This is a genomic window from Treponema primitia ZAS-2 (assembly GCF_000214375.1).
GTDB lineage: Bacteria > Spirochaetota > Spirochaetia > Treponematales > Breznakiellaceae > Termitinema > Termitinema primitia.
The window spans coordinates 652,622-669,712 of the sequence record NC_015578.1; the positions used below are offsets into that span (position 1 = coordinate 652,622).

Genomic DNA, 17,091 nt, shown 5'->3' on the forward strand with positions numbered 1-17,091 from the left:
TTAGGGATTGTACATTCCTAATTTCTTACCCCAAATTTCTCATTGTAATAATTTCCTACCTTTTCGTACCCTTATTTTTAAATACCTACATTTTTGTTGCTCTATAAGAGCGCCAGTTGATGCCGTAGTGGTGGACCCGGAGGCCCATCTGCCGCTCGGTGATGCCCAGGCGGCGGGCAGCGGCGGCCATGTTACCGTCGGCGATTTTCAGGGCCTCCACGATAAGTTCCTTTTCCAGACGGGAAAGGGCCGCTTCCAGGGTGGTGGTGGGCTCCGTGTTGGTGGATACTGCGGACTGGAGGCTGGGGGGGAGGTCGTAGGAGTGGATCACCTGATCCTTGGAGAGGATTACCGCCCGCTCAATGGCGTTTTCCAGTTCCCGGACATTACCCGGCCAGGAATAGCTGGTCAGCAGGTCGATGGCGGGGGTGGAGATGCGCTTGATCAGTTTGCCGTTTTTGTCGGCGTATTTTTCCGCGAAGTAGTCTGCCAGGAGGACTATATCGCTCTTCCGCTCCCGCAGGGGGGGAATCTGCACGGGGAATACGTTGAGCCGGTAATAAAGGTCTTCCCGGAAACGGCCTGTCTTGACCTCCTCCTCCAGGTTACGGTTGGTGGCGGCTATGAGTCGGACATCAACCCGTATGGTAGAGTTCCCCCCCACCCGTTCCAGTTCCCGTTCCTGGAGCACCCGCAGGAGCTTTACCTGGACCTGGGGGGATAGCTCTCCCACCTCGTCCAGAAACAGGGTACCCTTGTGGGCCAGTTCGAAGCGACCCTTGCGCTGCTTGTCCGCCCCGGTAAAGGCCCCCTTTTCGTGGCCAAAGAGTTCGCTTTCAATGAGGCTTTCCGGTATGGCCGCGCAATTTACCTTGACCAGGGGGGCGCCGACCCGCTTGGAGAGCCGGTGGATTTCTGCAGCGATTAACTCTTTGCCGGTGCCGCTTTCCCCGGAGATGAGTACCGTGGCATCGCTGGGAGCCACCCGGAAGAGCATCTCGTAGACCCCCCGCATGGGGTTGCTGGTGCCGATGATCTCGCTCCCGGACATGACCCGGCCGCCCTGATCCCGGTTTACCCTCTCGTCGCTTGCCGTAAGCCCACTGTTCCGGTGCAGCCGGAACTGTTCTTCCATAATCCGTTCCCGGAGTTTGGCGGAGTCTGCAATTATAGAAGAAACCTTTTCCATAAAGGTCCGGTCCCAGATCATCTGGGCATCAATATCCTCGCTGCGAATGCGCCGTTCCGCGCTGAGGGTGCCGATTACATTGCCCCCGGACCGTATGGGGACGCAGTAATAGCTGAGCCCCGCCATATCTTCCTTGGTACGGGTTTTCGCCCGGTTGAGGAAGTGGGTTTCCCGGGAAAGATCCGGGACCATAATGGCGATCCCCGACTCAAACACCCGGCCCACCAGGCCTTCCCCCAGCCTATAGACCCCCCGGCCTTTTTGCTCGGCGCTTAAACCGTAGGCTTCTTCGACTTTCAGCAGCCCCGTGGCCCGGTCCAGCAGGGTCACCATGCCCCAGGACAGGCCCGCCCGTACTTCCAGGAGGCTGAGCAGGGGCCCCAGGGCGGTCCTCAGCTCTACATGCTTGTCAAAGGTACGGGCAATATCAAAGAGGAGCTCCAGCTCTTCCCGCTCCCGGTCCGCCCCGATGGCCTCAGAAATAATTTCAGATTTCGGCGTCATGGAAAGACAATACTACGAATATGTAGGTTTTGCTATAGGGCATTCCTTAAAATGTGTAAAAAGCATCCCATCCCGCTGTGTATAGCAATCGCTTTAAGGCAGCTATACCAGGATAAAGGCCGGGGCGGGCGGGCAAATCCCCCCGGCCCGTCTTTGGAATTCCCTGCCGGAGGAGACCTACTGGGCTCCGTAGGCAGACTCTACAAGTTAGGGCTGGGGGGATTTGCCCGCCCGTCCCGATCATCACCCAGTATATCCTCCATAAAATGATAATTGCTATCCAAAAGCTCAAGCCCTGGGGTATTTCTCCGATATTAGTAATGAGGAGACTCCTATGTTGGTAAGAAAATCGTTCTATCTTGTAGCAGCCGCCCTGATTATCGGCGGCATACACCTCTGGGCGGGGGATAATGCCTCTTTTGTTGATCTCGGCTTTTCCCCGGATGGTACGATATATATGTTCGGCCAGTATGGGGTGGAATCACCGACCCTCCGGCCCTGGGCGAGTTTAGGGGTTGTGGATGTCCCCCGGAATAACTATGTGCCTGAAGGCAGGGTTTCCTATACCCATACTGATCCGGTGGTGGCCGGCCAGGATGGTTCCGGGGCGCTCTACCGGCTTTTGACCCGGAATACAACTCTGGCGAACCGGTATGGGATCAGTTTTCTCCACCAGGGGCAGCCCCTCTATATTTCCCTGGACACCCCAAGCGGCTCCGGGAATGGAGGGGAACTAATTGAATTTCGGGATTTTGAGAAAAATCTGGCTTACCGGGCGACTCTTGTCCCCACTTTTGATGGGTATGGCAACAATCTGAAATCATCCTTTATCATTAATCTGGAAAGGACCGGCAGGGATGGGACTAAGCGGAACTATATCGTGGGCAGCCCCCAGATAAAACGGCCCCTGATTACGGGCTACCGCATACGAAAAGTCATGGTGGCCCCCCAGGACGGTTCTTTGATCTTCGTGATCGAGATGAAGAAACCCGGTGACGGAGGCTTCGATGTCCGTTATATGGTCGAAGCAATAAAACTCTAAGTTTTTTTCAACCCCCTAAAGTGTATTTTACCTCCGCCGCATAACTCAGGCGGAGGTTATTATGTCAAAGTACTATCGTTCTTTTTTTTGGGGTCTCTTCCTGCCCCTCCTGGGATTCAGTGCCTGTACCTGTTCCAACGAGCAGGCCATACAGCAGGTATTGGGGGCTAACGCGGAGACTCCCGTGTTTCTGGGGATCAAAGCAGTATCCCCTCAGGAAGTTCTGTTCGAATTTTCCCAGCCGGTTAGAGTTAGCTCCCTCTATTTCAATCCTTCCCTGGAGATCCAGTCCATTGGTGAGGGAAGCTCGGTGCAGGTGCAATTAAAAGAGGCCATGCATGGGGGAGAACGGATTATGGCGGATATCCTGGTGGAGGATGGGCGGGGGAACACCCTGGGGGTGCTGATCCCCTTCCGTTCCAAAAATGATCGTATCCCCAAACTGGTGATCACGGAACTGCGTACGGAATACGCAAACCCCAAGGCGGAATTTGTGGAGTTCCGGACCCTCAGCGCCGGTAACCTGGGGGCCCTCCGGCTTTTTATTGCCGGGACAGGCATGGCGGAACCGGTGTTCGAGTTTCCCCCGGTGGAGGTGGCAGCAGGTGAATACCTGGTCCTGCACCTGCGGACCATTGACCCCGCCAGTGTCAATGAAACAGACGGGGACCGAGGGCTCTCCCCGGGAACCGAGGCCTTTCCGGATGCCCGGGATTTCTGGGTCCCCGGATCGGTCAAGCGGCTGAGAAAAACCGACGTGGTCCTGCTTTTGGATCAGGATGACAAGGTGCTGGACGGGGTGCTGCTCAGCGAAAACCCCGATGCAGCCTGGGCGAAGGATGATTTGAGCCGGGCCGCAGAAATCCTGGGTTCCCAGGGCGCATGGCTAGGTCCCGCAGGGGAAAAGCTGAAGAAGCCGGGTCCCCGGGACGCCTTCCCAAGCAAGGGGGCCACCGCCACCCGGACCATCTGCCGGGAAGAGGCCTCAGCGGACAGTAATACCCTCCAGGACTGGTACATCTGCGACAGCAGCCAGGCCAGTCCGGGAAAGCCCAATAGCGACAAACGGTACCAGCCGAAGCCTTAGTGTTTGAAGCCCCGCGCCTTGCCGTTTGGCTTGCCTGCGGGGCAACGGCGGATACTTAGATATAGTCTTTAAAAAAGTTAACGATCTCGTACTTGGGCAGGGCGCCGGTCCGCTGGGTTTGCAGTTGGCCGCCCTTGTAAAGAGCCAGGGTGGGGACGGACACCACATTATGCTGCTCCGCCAGATCCCCCTGGGCGTCCACATCGACCTTGACTATCTTCAAGCGCCCGAGATATTCCTCTGCAATATCATCCAGCATGGGGGCCATCATCTTGCAGGGGCCGCACCAGGTGGCCCAAAAATCAACCAATACCGGGATCGGGGACTTAAGGACCTCCCCCTCAAAATTTTCTTTGGTTATCGCAATTCCGTTACTCATGGAAGACTCCTAATAAGTGATATCTAAAGTTTACTGAATATAGCAGTTTTATACAATAATTTGTGGCAGTCTTACTCCGCTGGTGTTAAAAAACTTACCGTTTTGACAACAAACTTCGGCTTACCGCAGTTCCTGCAAGCTGTACAATTTCTACCAGGATCAGGATGATGATCACCGCCGCAATGGTCACATCGGTTCTGAACCGGTAGTAGCCGTACCGTATGGCCAGATCGCCCAGCCCGCCGCCGCCTATGGCGCCTGCCATGGCGGAATAACCGATCAGGTTGATGATGGACAGGGCCAGGCCGGAAATTAGGGCGGGCATAGCTTCGGGGATTAGCACCTTCCGGATGATCTGTATATTGGTGGACCCCATGGCCCGGGCTGCCACCAGTACGCCGCTATCCACCTCTGATAAAGCAGCCTCAGCGATACGGGCCACAAAGGGGGCCGCCGCAATAGACAGGGGGATGATCACCGCCGTAGGCCCGATACTGGTTCGGATGATCAACCGGGTCAGGGGGATCAGCAGGATCATCAGGATGATGAAGGGGAGGGAACGGAACAGGTTCACGATTCGGGAAAGGGCATTGTAGAGCAGCCCCTGGGGGTTAAGCCCTACTGGGGAGGCATAATAGAGGAAGGCCCCCAAGGGAAAGCCCATGAGGCAGGCAAAAAAGGCCGAAGCCAGGGTCATAAAGACCGTTTCCCAGGTTGCCTGGGGAAGCATCTTTAGAATGGGTAAAAATTTATTCCAATCCATGGATCAGCTCCTTTGCCGCCTGGGTCGCGGGGGTATCAAACACCACCTGCACCGTACCGGTCTCCACAATATGCCCACCATCCATCACCGCCACCTCCTGGCACACCCCCCGGATAACTTCCATCTGGTGGGTGATCATCACCACCGAAAGCCCCAGCTTTTCATGGAGTTCCCGGATAAGGGCCAGTATGGACCGGGTCGTCTGGGGGTCCAGGGCGCTGGTTGCCTCGTCGCAGAACAGCACATCCGGCTTTGCTGCCAGGGCCCGGGCAATGGCCACCCGCTGCTTCTGCCCCCCGGAAAGTTCCCGGAGCCGCGCCTTACGCTTATCCTTGATATCCACCAGTTCTAACAGTTCGTCTACCCGTTCCAGGATCTGTTTTTTGTGCAGCCCTGAAATTTCCAGGGGGTAGGCAATATTGCCTGTCACATTCCGGGACCCCAGGAGGTTAAAATTCTGAAAAATCATGCCCATGCGCCGCCGCCGTTCCAACAGGTCCCGGCCCTTCAGGGTATCCACCCGTTCATCCCCGAAAAGCACCTCCCCGGCGTCCGGCGTCTCCAGCAAGCTCATCACCCGGAGCAGGGATGATTTCCCGGCCCCGCTCCTGCCGATGATCCCGTAAATGCTTCCCCCGGGGATAGTCAAATCCACATTCTCAACAGCGGTTACGTCGGCATATCGTTTTGACACACCCCTAAGAACTATCATCAACCGCTCCCCCAAGGAGCGAAGCGCTCCTTTCTATGCAATATTTATATCATATAAATTCTATCGGAATACCTGTAAAATACCAAGGAATAAAAATCATGTCAAGGCAAATACCCTGATAAGGGATGGTGAAGCCCATGGGCCACGCTGAGCAGGCCCCTGCGGGAGTTTTGCATCAAGCTTCCCCGCCCCGGTTTTTCTCCGCCACTTCGGCAAACTTATCCTTCAGGGACCCAAACAAATCAACCAGGACCGGATCGAAGTGTACCCCCCTGCCCTCCATAATGATGCTGTTGGCCTGCTCGGTACTCATGGGGGCCTTGTAGGGGCGCAGGGCAATGAGGGCGTCATAAACATCCGCAATGGCCATGATCCGGCCCTGGAGGGGGATGGCTTCGCCCTTAAGGCCCCGGGGATAGCCTGAGCCGTCCCATTTTTCATGGTGAGCTCCAGCGAATATCTTTGCGTGAATGAGGAAGTCATGTTCCTTGGTTGTTTTCATGATCCCCTCAATGGCCCGTTCCCCGATTTCAGCATGCTTCTTCATTATCTCAAATTCTTCCGATGTCAGCTTGCCGGGCTTGTTCAAAATAGTATCACTGATTCCGATCTTGCCCACATCGTGAAGCTGGGCCGAGGGGATGAGAAATTCCTGGTTCCATGTTGAGGTTTCCTCCCAGTAGACCCGCTTTTCCAGTATTTTCTCCATCAGGAGCTTCAGGTAACGCTGGGTCCGCATTATATGCCCTCCGGTCACGTCGTCCCGAAATTCAACCAGTTCCGCCACCGAGGCAAGGACGGCGTTCTGCAGATCAAATACCTGTTCGGTCCGTTTGCGGACCATCTCCTGGAGGTTGTCGTTAAAGTCCTTCAACTCTGCCTGCTGGGATTGCAGGAGCAGGTGGTTTTCTATGCGCTTGATCAGCAGGGGAGGGGAGAAAGGTTTGAACACATAATCTATGGCGCCCAGGGAGAGCCCCTCCAACTCGCTGCCTGTATCGCTTTTTGCAGTGAGGAAGATTACCGGAATGTCTTTTGTTTCGGTATCGCTTTTAAGTTTTTTTATAGTCTCATAACCGTCCATACCCGGCATTTCCACGTCCAGGAGGATAAGATCAGGCTTAACCTTCCCAAGGATAGCGAACAGTTTTTCTGCAGAGGGGATAGGGAACACGTCGTAGTGCTCTTTGAGCATATCCTTCCCAATGGAGAGGTTTGTCAAATTGTCATCCACCAGCATGATGACATGCCGTTTAGTTTCCATTATTATCCTCCTTCTGTTTTTCCAGCCGTTTCTTAATCGTCTCAAATTCCGATTGGTTGCTCTGTTCCCGCAGCCAGGGTACAAGGTCCTGATCTGATTCGTAGGAATACTGTTCTAATTCTTCCAGTGCATTATCCAATGCTCCGATATTGTAATTTTCCGCCGCCTCCCGTATACGGTCCAACACATTTTGGTCCGGCTCTGGTTTCAGGGGTTTTTTGTTTTCTTCGCCCAGGGCTTGAAGCAGGGCGTTCAGATCCCGGATAAGCGTTTCTCCCTGATGTATGAAAGTCTCTGTATGGGTTTCCACAAAATTCTTATCACCGGCCTTTGCGGCCAGCTCCAATTCTTCTGCCAATTTCCCCAGGGGGTCGGCGCAGATGCCGTAACTGGATCCCTTAATGCCGTGGACAGTGATGGCATAATCCCCCAGAGCGCCGGGAATCCGCAGTGTGTCAAGCAAGGCGGGAGTATGGACCGCGTAGGATCGGAGGGTTTCAATATACCCCTCTTCACCGCCGAAACGTTCAATAGCCTTGTCAATATCAAGGCCCGGAATATTTTTGTCTGCCAGTAGTTTTGCTGCAGGGTTTGCCGTATTGCCGACAGTCGGTTCAGGGGCGGTTGCCGGTTCACCCTGTTCAAGCCGCAGTTCCTTTTCTTTGTCCTTATCACGGACCCAGTGGTTGATAACTTCGTTCAGGCGCATGATGTCGATGGGCTTGGAGAGGAAGGCTTGGAATCCGTTGGACAGGAACATCTCTTCGTTGCCCATGATGGCGTTAGCGGTTAAGGCGATGATGGGCACGGTTTTGGCGTATTCGCCGTCTATTTCGCTGCGAATGATCCGGGTTGCTTCAATGCCGTCCATGTCGGGCATCATGTGATCCATGAAAATGGCGTTGTACCGGAGCTCCCCGGCACGGATCAGGTCAATGGCCTTTGGGCCGCTTGAAACGCAGTCTACGGTCATTCCGTAGGGCTTAAGCATACCCTTGGCAACATCCAGGTTGGTGGCCACATCGTCCACTACCAGGACCTTGGCGTAGGGAATGTAGGCCCGGATCAGGTTCTTGTTCCGTTCATGCCGGCTTACGGAGTATTTGAAGTCCCGCAGGCGGCCTGCCACGATCTGGCCTATGGGGGTTTCGCTTACAAATCCCTGAAGAAGCGTAAGGGAGAAGGTGCTGCCCTTACCATATTCGCTTTCCACAGTAATAGTACCGCCCATCATTTCTATCATCCGTTTGGTGATGGAAAGCCCAAGCCCGGTCCCTTCAATCTTACGGTTACTTTTGGTGTCAACCTGCTGATAGTCATGGAAAAGCTTTTCTATATCTTCATGCTTTATGCCTATCCCGGTGTCCTTGACCTTTACCTTAAGCCGGACAAAATCCCCCTCCCGTTCACTGGAGATTCCCAGGGTTACGGACCCTTCGGTGGTATACTTAAAGGCGTTGCTCAGAAGGTTGTTGAAGATTTGCTTGATCCGCAGCTCGTCCCCGAGAAGTTTGCCGGGCAGGGTTTCATCAATGTCCAGTTTGAGGATGATGGGCTTGCTGCCGATGCGGACAATGTTCAAAGTGATAGTATCGTTGATAAGGCTGGGGATATCATATTCCACCGGGACAAGCTCAAAGCGGCCCGATTCGATTTTGGAAATATCCAGGATATCGTTGATGATCCCCAGGAGGGTCACACCGGAGCTGTAAATTTTTTCAAGGTTTTCACGGGCTTCGGTATTTATCTCATCTGTTTCTTTATCCAATTCCAGTTCCGAAAGGCCGATGATGGCGTTCATGGGGGTACGCATTTCATGGCTCATGTTGGCAAGAAAGCTGCTCTTTGCTTCCGATGCGGCTTCTGCGGCTTTCTTCAGTTCCTCAAGCCGCACTTTTTGCTCATTTATTTCCTTTATCATAAAGCGGTAGGCGCTGACATCAGAGAAGATCATGGTGTACCCGTAGAAACGTTTTCCCTCGTATAGTTCCTCGCGGCTGGTAGTAAAGGTACGGTCCCCCTTGGGGGTGCGAATAGTTATTTCGCCGCCCTGGAAAGGTTTTGAAAAATCCGTCAGATCCGTAAAAAAAGTAGCGGGCTCCATGTTTACCGTAAGAGGGTATATCTGGCTGATCACCGATGCTGTGTCGATTTTTCCGGGTACTAATTCTATGGGCACCGAAAGCCGTTCATGGGTCATGTTGGTGTCGATGACCGCATTATTACTGTTTATAACCAGGTAGAAATCCGTGTGGGAGGAAAGGATATTGCTGATAGCCATGGTTTGAATGCTGAACTGTTCCATGGGGTTGGAGAGCAGGGCAAAGGCGATAAACATAACGAAGTAGCTTAAGGGGACTATGTCGTAATTCATCCCAAAGATGCGCCCGGTAAACAATATATTGAGGATCAGGGGAGCAACTGTCGCCAGGGTCAGAAGCAGCTTATGGGAGGCCTTGGGAGCCGTCTTTACAACATTGTGGAGCAGGAGGCTTATCCCCACGACCCAGGCCAGGGCCATGAAGGCGTAGTGTATCCAGAAGCCCCCGGCGTATTCCGGCCGGGGATAATCGTAGTTACCGTAGTACCGCCAATGCAGGGGATTGGTAAGGATAACGATACAATCTATGACCGGCACCAGGAAGTTCAGCCTGGAGACGGGCTTTGATTTGAACAATTTGATGTCCGTGAGGCCCCGGGCAAACCAGAGCACGCAGTAGGGGTTCACCGCCAGGGCTATAGATCGCAGGGTAAACACAAAAGGAAACAGTTCGCCTCTGGTAACAATGTCTATGGCATTGAAAAAGAGCCACAGGGCGGTGGAAGCCCCCAGGGCAAAGAGCCCCTTCATCCGGCGGTTCCGTTTATCCGTAAACCACAGTAAGGCGAGTATGTAGGCTATAGCAAAAAATATGACAATGAAAAGAAAGAAAATCAGTATCGTTCCAACCATACCTACGCCCCCGTTTTTTAGTTTTCCATAGCCTAACCCTAGTATATTATTTGTCAATTGGGTTGGTAAATACCCGGCGATTCCCGGGCCCCTTGCCCTTTCGTCCCAACTATAGTAGAATAGAGCAAGTAGGGGAATGATGAACGTCAAGCTCATGAAAAGCCAGTTTTGCGCGGGGAACTGCGTTGCAAGTAGCGCCTGTTTTTACGGACCCCGCCGGGAATTCCTGGATGGCCCTATTTTTAGTATTCGTTGAATAACCGCCTGTATGGCGGTTTTTTTTTGCTTATTTACACTTTTGTGAGGAGGGGGAATGTTAAAGGGACGACATCTGATTGAGCCGGGGGATTTTACCATTGAGGAGCTGGATGGGCTGTTTAGCCTGGCGGAGCGGATCGAGGCGGACCCGGCCTATCTAAGGGAGAGCTGCCGGGGCAAACTGCTGGCGACCCTGTTTTTTGAGCCCAGTACCCGGACCCGCTTGAGTTTCGAGGCGGCTATGCTACGCCTGGGGGGGAGCTGCCTGGGCTTTGCCGAGCCGGGATCCAGTTCTGCGGTCAAGGGGGAGAGCCTGGCGGATACCATACGCACCGTGGCCTGCTATGCGGACGCCATCGTCATGCGGAACCCTAAGGAGGGGGCGGCCCTGGTGGCTTCCCGGTGCTCGGAGATACCGGTGGTCAATGCCGGCGACGGGGGGCACCATCACCCCACCCAGACTTTGACAGACCTGTTGACCATACGGCGGCTCCGGGGGGGCTTTAACGGGCTGACCGTGGGCTTCTGCGGGGACCTCAAGTTTGGCCGCACGGTCCATTCCCTGGCCATGGCCCTGGCGCGGTATGCGGGGATACGGATGATCTTCATCTCCCCGCCGGAACTTTCGGCGCCGGAATATATCACCCGGGGGGCCTTGGCAAAGGCCGGGGTGGAGTATCAGGAAACAGACCGGCTGGAAAAAGTGATGCCCAGCCTGGATGTGCTCTACATGACCCGGGTCCAGCGGGAGCGCTTCTTTAACGAGGAAGACTATATTCGCCTCAAGGACAGTTATATTCTCACCGCAGAAAAGATGGAGGCCGCCAAAAAGGATATGATCATCCTCCACCCCCTGCCCAGGGTCAATGAGATTTCCCTGGAAGTGGACGCCGACCCCCGGGCCGCTTACTTTAAGCAGGCCAAGTACGGCATGTACGTGCGCATGGCCCTGTTATCATCAGTATTAGGAGTTTTGTAATATGCTTAACATTGCGAAAATAAAGAATGGTATCGTGATCGATCATATAAAAGCAGGCCAGGGCATCAGGATTTTTAACTGGCTGGGCCTGGGCAAGGCGCCTTATAATGTGGCCTTTGTGGTAAACGCCAGTTCCAAACACATGGAGTTGAAGGACATTATTAAAATCGATAACACCATTGCTATCAATTATGAATTGCTGGGGCTCATCGATCCGGATATTACCATTAATATTATTGAGAATGAGATAATCACCGAAAAGATAAAGCTCCAGCTTCCCCAGCGGGTAGAAGATATCATCCTGTGCAAAAATCCCCGCTGCGTTACCTCCACGGAAACCTATGTGCCCCACATCTTCCACCTGGAGGACCCGGCCCTGGGAACCTACCGCTGTGAATACTGCGACGAGATACGCTCCGCCGGGGATTTCCGGTAAGATGATGTTGGGCAAATCTTCAGGGTATGCTATATTTCCGGCATGATCCTAATTACCGGCGGCCGCCTGATCGATCCTAAATCCGGAACCGATGATTTTCTGGATATAGCCCTGGAGGGCGGCCGGATCGCCCGCATCGGCAAGGCACTTCCGCGAACTGACTGCCAAGTCATCGACGCCAGGGGTTTGATCGTGGTCCCCGGGCTGGTTGATGTGCATGTCCATTTCCGCGATCCCGGTTTAACTTATAAAGAAGATATTCAATCCGGCGCGGCCGCTGCGGCTCATGGCGGTTTTACTGCCGTGGTCTGCATGGCCAATACCAAGCCGCCGGTGGATAACGCCGAAACCCTGGGGGAAGTCCTGGCAAAGGCCGCAAGGGCTAAAATCCGGGTCTATACGGTGGCTGCGGTGAGCCGGGGCATGGAGGGCAGGGAATTGACCGATATGGGGGCCCTTAAAAAGCTCGGCGCCCTGGGGTTCAGCGATGACGGCTTTCCCATCAAAGACCCGGCGTTTCTGCAAAAAGCCCTGCTGGCGGTCCGGGAACTGGATGTCCCCATCAGCCTCCACGAAGAGGAAGGCGCCTTGATCGGCCTTCCCGGAATAAACGAAGGGAAGGTTTCTGCCGCCCTGGGCCTGAGCGGGGCTCCGGGGGTTTCGGAAAGCTCTATAATTGCCCGGGACTGTATGATTGCCCTGGCAACAGGCGCCCGGGTCCACATACAGCATGTCAGCGCCGCTGAATCCCTGGATCTGATTCGGCTGGCTAAAGAACTCGGCGCCCGGCGCTTTCCGGGAAGCCCCCCTCGGATCAGCGCCGAACTGACCCCCCAGCATTTTTCCCTCACCGAGGATGCGGTCCTGGCCCAGGGGACCCTGGCCAAGCTGAACCCGCCCCTGCGTACCGAACATGACCGCCAAGCCCTTATTGGGGGCCTCAAAGATGGAACCATCGACATGATAGCCACTGACCACGCCCCCCACAGTACCGAGGAAAAGTCCCGGCCCTTTGCGGAGGCCCCCAGCGGGCTCATCGGTCTGGAAACCGCCCTGGCTCTGGGTATCACGAAACTGGTCCTTCCGGGGCATCTGAGCCTGCTGGAACTTATCGGGAAAATGACCGAGGCCCCGGCAAAGCTCTACGGGCTTGAGGCCGGGTTTCTGGCGGAAGGGGGGCCGGCGGATCTTACCCTCTTTGATGATAAGGAAACTTGGACCGTTTCCGGGTTTGCCTCCAAGTCCTCAAACTCACCTTTTATTGGACAGCCTCTGACGGGGAAGGTTAAATATACTATCTGTAGAGGGAAACTTGTATATCAGGACGGGGAGGTCTAGGCTGTGGCACAGGTGATTTCTAACCGGGCTTTACCGGGCGGGTTTTACCTGCTTGAGGCGGATATATCCGGCGGTGCTGGTAGTAGTGATAATTTTAATCAAAAAGTAGTTGTACAAAATGACAACTATCTACAAAAAGTAGATGATCAATACGTCAACTTTTCCCATTCGGCACCGGAGTTTCGGTCCGGGCAGTTCTGTATGCTCCGCGCTTGGGATACGGTGCCGGTGCTTTCCCGGCCTATCAGCGTGTTTGACGCCCAGGGGCCGAGGGTTTCCTTTTTGTATAAAACCCTGGGGCAGGGGACGGTTCTCTTTTCCCGGCTCAAGCCCGGAGACGCCCTCTCCATCCAGGGGCCCTTGGGGAGGGGGTTCCCTGAACTGTCCGGGCGTATCGCCATGGTGGGGGGCGGCGCGGGGATCGCCCCCTTCTACCTGGGGGCCAGGCAGTTTAGGGCTGCGGGCTGTACGGTGGACCTTTATCTGGGCTTCAGCGGCGAACCCTTTCTGGCTGAGGAATACCGGGGCCTGGCAAACCGGGTTACCGTGAACGTCGGGGGCTTTATCACCGATGCGATTGACCCGGCGGAATACGACTTTGTTTTCACTTGTGGCCCGGAGATCATGATGAGGGTCCTCTATGATAAGTGCAAAAAAGCCGGGGTTGAGGACAGGCTTTCCGTGTCCCTGGAGAGCCGTATGGCCTGCGGGGTGGGAGCCTGTTTTGGGTGCAGCAGAAAAACTACCCGGGGGAACAAAAAGGTCTGCAAGGACGGGCCGGTGTTCCCCGCAGCGGATGTGTTCGCCACAGGGGATGTTCCTGCCCGGATAGGGGGCGAGATATGAAGCCTTCTTTAGAAACCGATTTTGCCGGGGTCTCCCTGAAAAACCCCCTGGTCCTGGCCTCGGGAACCTGCGGCTTCGGCAGGGAATTTGATGAAATTTTTGAGATAAGCCGCTTGGGGGGCATCTGCTCCAAGGGGCTCACTCTGAAGGCCAGGCCGGGCAATGAGGGCATACGGATCTGGGAGACCAGCGCGGGGGTCATGAACAGCGTGGGCCTGGAAAACCCCGGGGTCCCGGGCTTTATCGCAGAAGAGTACCCCCTGATGCGGCGCTTGGGGCCGGCAGTGATCGTGAACCTTGGGGGGCACAGCATTGATGATTACCTACAGGGGGTGGAACTCCTTAACGCCGTGGAATTTGATATCCTGGAACTGAATATCTCCTGCCCTAATGTTAAAGCTGGGGGTATGGCCTTTGGGGTTAAAACTGAAATTGCCCGGGATGTGGTGCGCCGGGTCCGCAGTATTTGTAAGCACAGACTTATGGTCAAGCTTTCCCCCAATGCAGAGGACATAGTTGCCCTGGCCCGGTGCTGCCAGGAGGAGGGGGCCGACGGGGTTTCCCTGGTGAACACCTTTCTTGCCATGGCTATTGATGTTCAAAAACGAAAGCCGGTCTTTGAGAATACCTATGCAGGGCTTTCCGGCCCGGCTATAAAGCCCATTGCCCTGCGCATGGTACACCAGGTTGCCAAGGTCCTCACTATTCCTGTGATGGGGGTCGGAGGCATCACCACCTGGCAGGATGCGGCAGAATTTATCATGGCCGGGGCAAGGGCGGTACAGATAGGGACCGCTAGTTTTATTAACCCCGCCATATCCCTGGAGATACTGGAGGGCCTGGAATCCTGGATGGAGTCCCAGGGGATCGCGGATATTAATGAGATACGGGGTATTGTGTAGGGGTATTATTACTTGGATTTATGCAACATTCTCTTTTGTTCTTGCACCTCATCCTGAAATTATGATGACTCCTGGGTTATCGCTTTTCAAAAGCATAACCAACGCCGAAGGATACAACAACGGAAGGGTATACACCCTGACCAAGCCCTATATCTTTAGACTCTGAACTGATGATAAAAGGAGCCTTTACGCTGGGGGATATAAAAAGGCCGCCGGCTCTACCGATGTCAATCGTCCAGCCAAACCCGGGAGCAATACTAAAGCCGGAGAAGTGATCCGACTCCGGATGATCATTATCCTTATAAGGAGTATAGGTGTACCCGTTCCACGAATAATGATACCCCCCCTCTTCGGTACGCTGGTTCTCAAAAAAAACATACCCTAAACCAAGTTCCGCAAAAAACCTCCGCCCTGCCGGATACCATCGCCCGGCTATGCTTGTTCCGGCAATCCAATGATTTTCGCTATCATATTTATCCATAAAAGGCGTAGGCAAATAGTTATAGTAAGCGTACCCGCCAACGGTAAAGTAGGGGGTAATCACATATTCATACCTGGAGCCGCCGCCAAGGAAGCTTGCTTCGGCGGAAACAAAATGGGTCTGCGCGAAAACCCCGACCTCGATAAGCACCGCAAGCGCCAAAAAAAGAAAAATGCGCTTTTTCATAGTACGCTCCTTATCACAAACCGAAAGCGGTTCATTGCCTTATGCCTTTTTTGGGCGCCGGCGCTTGCTCCCCAGCAGATTGTTCCGCCGCCGTACTGCCGGCGTATATAGGACCGCCATCGTTAAAATATACCGATGTTGTTACGGTAGTAGCGGTGGCGCCATCGGCTGTTACCGTTACGCTTCCGGTTTCCGTTAATGTGTCCGTATATTTAATGGCAAGCGCCGAACCATACCATGTTGTAACATGGCTATTGGGCAGGGGAACAGTGCTGCCGGGAAGCGTCGTAACTTGACTCCTTTTGTCAATTGACACATTGATAATAGCGTCCGCCCCAAGCTCTTGCGCTTGTTTCAGCAATGCCTGGTAGGTGAATATCTGGCCGTTGGCAGTCACGCTGTCGTAAGTCGCAAGCCGGGTTTCGGTAAATACAAGCCCCATAGGTTGAAAATCTTTTACAGGAGTACGGATATGCTCGCCAAAATGGCCGGTATTCGTATTCTCAGTGCTGACACATCCGGTAAGCGCCAAAGTTACAGTGGCAGCCAGGGTAAACAATGTCCAAACAAACAATTTGCTTTTCATAAAAAACTCCTTACGTTATTTTTGTGGAATAAACATTCCATAATTTACCGGAAAATAAATTTAATACAATATAATTGTATAGTATTTACAATATCATATCTAATAACACGGTGTCAAGGGTTATTTTATAGGCTAATAACATAAGGCCTATGGCGACAGGCGTTCAAGTTGCCTCTTTTTTGCTTGCCAAAGAGCTAAAAACTTCATAAAATTACACAGAGGATAGAATGATTTACAATATGGACAAGTTGTACGAGGCGGTGGAGGCTAAAGGCCCGGTGTGCGTGGGGCTGGATACTTCCGCCGAATATATTCCCCCTGGGGAGTTGAAACGGGCCGCTTCGGAGACAGAGGCGATACTGGCCTACAACAAAGCTCTGGTTGACGCGACCATGGACGCCGCGGCCTGCTTTAAGGTGCAGATCGCCTGCTATGAAGAGCGGGGCCTTGCGGGGCTGGGGGTATACGCAGAAACACTGCGGTACATCCGGGAACGGGGCGCCTTGGTCATCGCCGACATCAAGCGGGGGGATATTGCGGACACGGCTCTGCGCTATGCCAAGGCCCACTTTGAGGGGGACTTTGAGGCGGATTTTGTCACCCTCTCCCCCTATATGGGGATGGATTCTGTCGAGCCCTGGCTAAGCTATGCGGACAGTAAAGGTAAGGGAGCTTTTGTGCTCATGCGTACCAGTAATAAGGGTATGCGTGACTTTGAATACCGGGAACTGAAAGACGGGGGCCGGCTCTACGATGCTGTGGGGGATCGGCTTTCGGAGCTGGCCGCTGCCCGGTCCGGCGCTCACGGCTACGGCGCCTTTGGGGCGGTTGTCGGGGCAGATCCAAAATCCGGCGCCGAACGGGACGAGGCAGCTTCCATACGGGAACAGCGGTCCAACCTGTTCTTTCTCATCCCCGGTTACGGCGCTCAGGGCGGTGCGGCAGATGACGCAGCATTGCTGCTCAGGAAGGGCAACGGCGGGGTGGTCAACGCTTCCCGGTCCATACTCAAGGCCTGGATGTCAGGCGGCGGTGGAGGCACTGCTTCTGCCGAAACGGTTGCCGTCGCGGATAATCGCTTTGCGGCGGAGGCGGCCCACCGGGCGGCGGTGGAGATGCGGGATGCGATCAGGACGGCGGCGAAGGGATAGGCGCCGGGGTGGATAGACGCCGGGCTCTGCCTACG

General features: G+C 54.4%; 16 protein-coding genes. 8 read left to right on the plus strand and 8 right to left on the minus strand.

Annotated features, from left to right (window positions below):
* Window positions 1-85 precede the first annotated feature (85 nt).
* Entirely contained in the window at window positions 86-1,693 is a 1,608-nt protein-coding gene (locus TREPR_RS02875; protein WP_015706783.1) for a sigma-54 interaction domain-containing protein, read from the minus strand.
* Between the two features lie 334 nt (window positions 1,694-2,027).
* On the opposite strand from TREPR_RS02875, the gene TREPR_RS02880 reads away from it, so the two are divergent.
* Both TREPR_RS02880 and TREPR_RS02885 read left to right on the plus strand, forming a co-directional pair.
* Window positions 2,028-2,735: a DUF2259 domain-containing protein gene (locus TREPR_RS02880; protein ID WP_015706784.1), complete on the plus strand. Its 708-nt coding sequence runs from the start codon at window positions 2,028-2,030 to the stop codon at window positions 2,733-2,735.
* Window positions 2,736-2,796: 61 nt separating this feature from the next.
* Entirely contained in the window at window positions 2,797-3,822 is a 1,026-nt protein-coding gene (locus TREPR_RS02885) for a lipoprotein TP_1001-related protein (protein WP_015706785.1), read from the plus strand.
* A 55-nt stretch (window positions 3,823-3,877) separates the two neighbouring features.
* Here the strand turns inward: TREPR_RS02885 and trxA are convergent, their stop codons facing one another.
* The 5 genes from trxA to TREPR_RS02910 all read right to left on the minus strand — a co-directional run bounded on the left by trxA (window position 3,878) and on the right by TREPR_RS02910 (window position 9,893).
* The gene (gene trxA / locus TREPR_RS02890) at window positions 3,878-4,201 is read right to left on the minus strand and encodes a thioredoxin (RefSeq protein ID WP_015706786.1); all 324 of its coding nucleotides are present in this window, start codon (window positions 4,199-4,201) and stop codon (window positions 3,878-3,880) included.
* 94 nt (window positions 4,202-4,295) lie between these two features.
* Complete coding sequence (locus TREPR_RS02895) at window positions 4,296-4,964, minus strand: methionine ABC transporter permease (RefSeq protein ID WP_015706787.1); 669 nt, start codon at window positions 4,962-4,964, stop codon at window positions 4,296-4,298.
* Entirely contained in the window at window positions 4,951-5,676 is a 726-nt protein-coding gene (locus TREPR_RS02900) for a methionine ABC transporter ATP-binding protein (RefSeq protein WP_041610987.1), read from the minus strand. Before TREPR_RS02900 ends, TREPR_RS02895 begins: the two co-directional genes overlap by 14 nt.
* A gap of 175 nt (window positions 5,677-5,851) precedes the next feature.
* Window positions 5,852-6,940, minus strand: a complete 1,089-nt coding sequence (locus TREPR_RS02905; RefSeq protein ID WP_015706789.1) for an HD domain-containing phosphohydrolase — start codon at window positions 6,938-6,940, stop codon at window positions 5,852-5,854.
* Entirely contained in the window at window positions 6,930-9,893 is a 2,964-nt protein-coding gene (locus TREPR_RS02910) for an ATP-binding protein (protein ID WP_015706790.1), read from the minus strand. Before TREPR_RS02910 ends, TREPR_RS02905 begins: the two co-directional genes overlap by 11 nt.
* Before the next feature lie 313 nt (window positions 9,894-10,206).
* Here TREPR_RS02910 and pyrB point away from each other — a divergent pair, with 313 nt between their 5' ends.
* The 5 genes from pyrB to TREPR_RS02935 are packed head-to-tail and all read left to right on the plus strand — an operon-like array spanning window position 10,207 to window position 14,652.
* Window positions 10,207-11,130 (plus strand): aspartate carbamoyltransferase, encoded by a 924-nt coding sequence (gene pyrB / locus TREPR_RS02915; RefSeq protein WP_015706792.1) that lies wholly within the window; start codon window positions 10,207-10,209, stop codon window positions 11,128-11,130.
* A 1-nt stretch (window position 11,131) separates the two neighbouring features.
* Window positions 11,132-11,566 carry an aspartate carbamoyltransferase regulatory subunit gene (locus TREPR_RS02920; protein WP_015706793.1) on the plus strand — a complete coding sequence of 145 codons (435 nt, stop codon included), beginning with the start codon at window positions 11,132-11,134 and terminating at the stop codon, window positions 11,564-11,566.
* A gap of 42 nt (window positions 11,567-11,608) precedes the next feature.
* Entirely contained in the window at window positions 11,609-12,904 is a 1,296-nt protein-coding gene (locus tag TREPR_RS02925; protein WP_015706794.1) for a dihydroorotase, read from the plus strand.
* 3 nt (window positions 12,905-12,907) lie between these two features.
* Entirely contained in the window at window positions 12,908-13,750 is an 843-nt protein-coding gene (locus tag TREPR_RS02930; RefSeq protein WP_015706795.1) for a dihydroorotate dehydrogenase electron transfer subunit, read from the plus strand.
* Complete coding sequence (locus TREPR_RS02935) at window positions 13,747-14,652, plus strand: dihydroorotate dehydrogenase (RefSeq protein WP_015706796.1); 906 nt, start codon at window positions 13,747-13,749, stop codon at window positions 14,650-14,652. Before TREPR_RS02930 ends, TREPR_RS02935 begins: the two co-directional genes overlap by 4 nt.
* A gap of 76 nt (window positions 14,653-14,728) precedes the next feature.
* On the opposite strand, the gene TREPR_RS02940 is transcribed toward TREPR_RS02935, so the two are convergent.
* Both TREPR_RS02940 and TREPR_RS02945 read right to left on the minus strand, forming a co-directional pair.
* Window positions 14,729-15,319: a hypothetical protein gene (locus TREPR_RS02940; protein ID WP_015706797.1), complete on the minus strand. Its 591-nt coding sequence runs from the start codon at window positions 15,317-15,319 to the stop codon at window positions 14,729-14,731.
* A gap of 31 nt (window positions 15,320-15,350) precedes the next feature.
* On the minus strand, window positions 15,351-15,905 hold the full coding sequence (locus TREPR_RS02945; protein WP_015706798.1) for a lipoprotein: 555 nt from the start codon (window positions 15,903-15,905) through the stop codon (window positions 15,351-15,353).
* Between the two features lie 239 nt (window positions 15,906-16,144).
* Between TREPR_RS02945 and pyrF the strand changes: the two genes are divergently transcribed.
* Window positions 16,145-17,056, plus strand: coding sequence for an orotidine-5'-phosphate decarboxylase (pyrF, locus tag TREPR_RS02950; protein WP_245534772.1), 912 nt, complete (start codon window positions 16,145-16,147; stop codon window positions 17,054-17,056).
* Window positions 17,057-17,091: the final 35 nt, after the last annotated feature.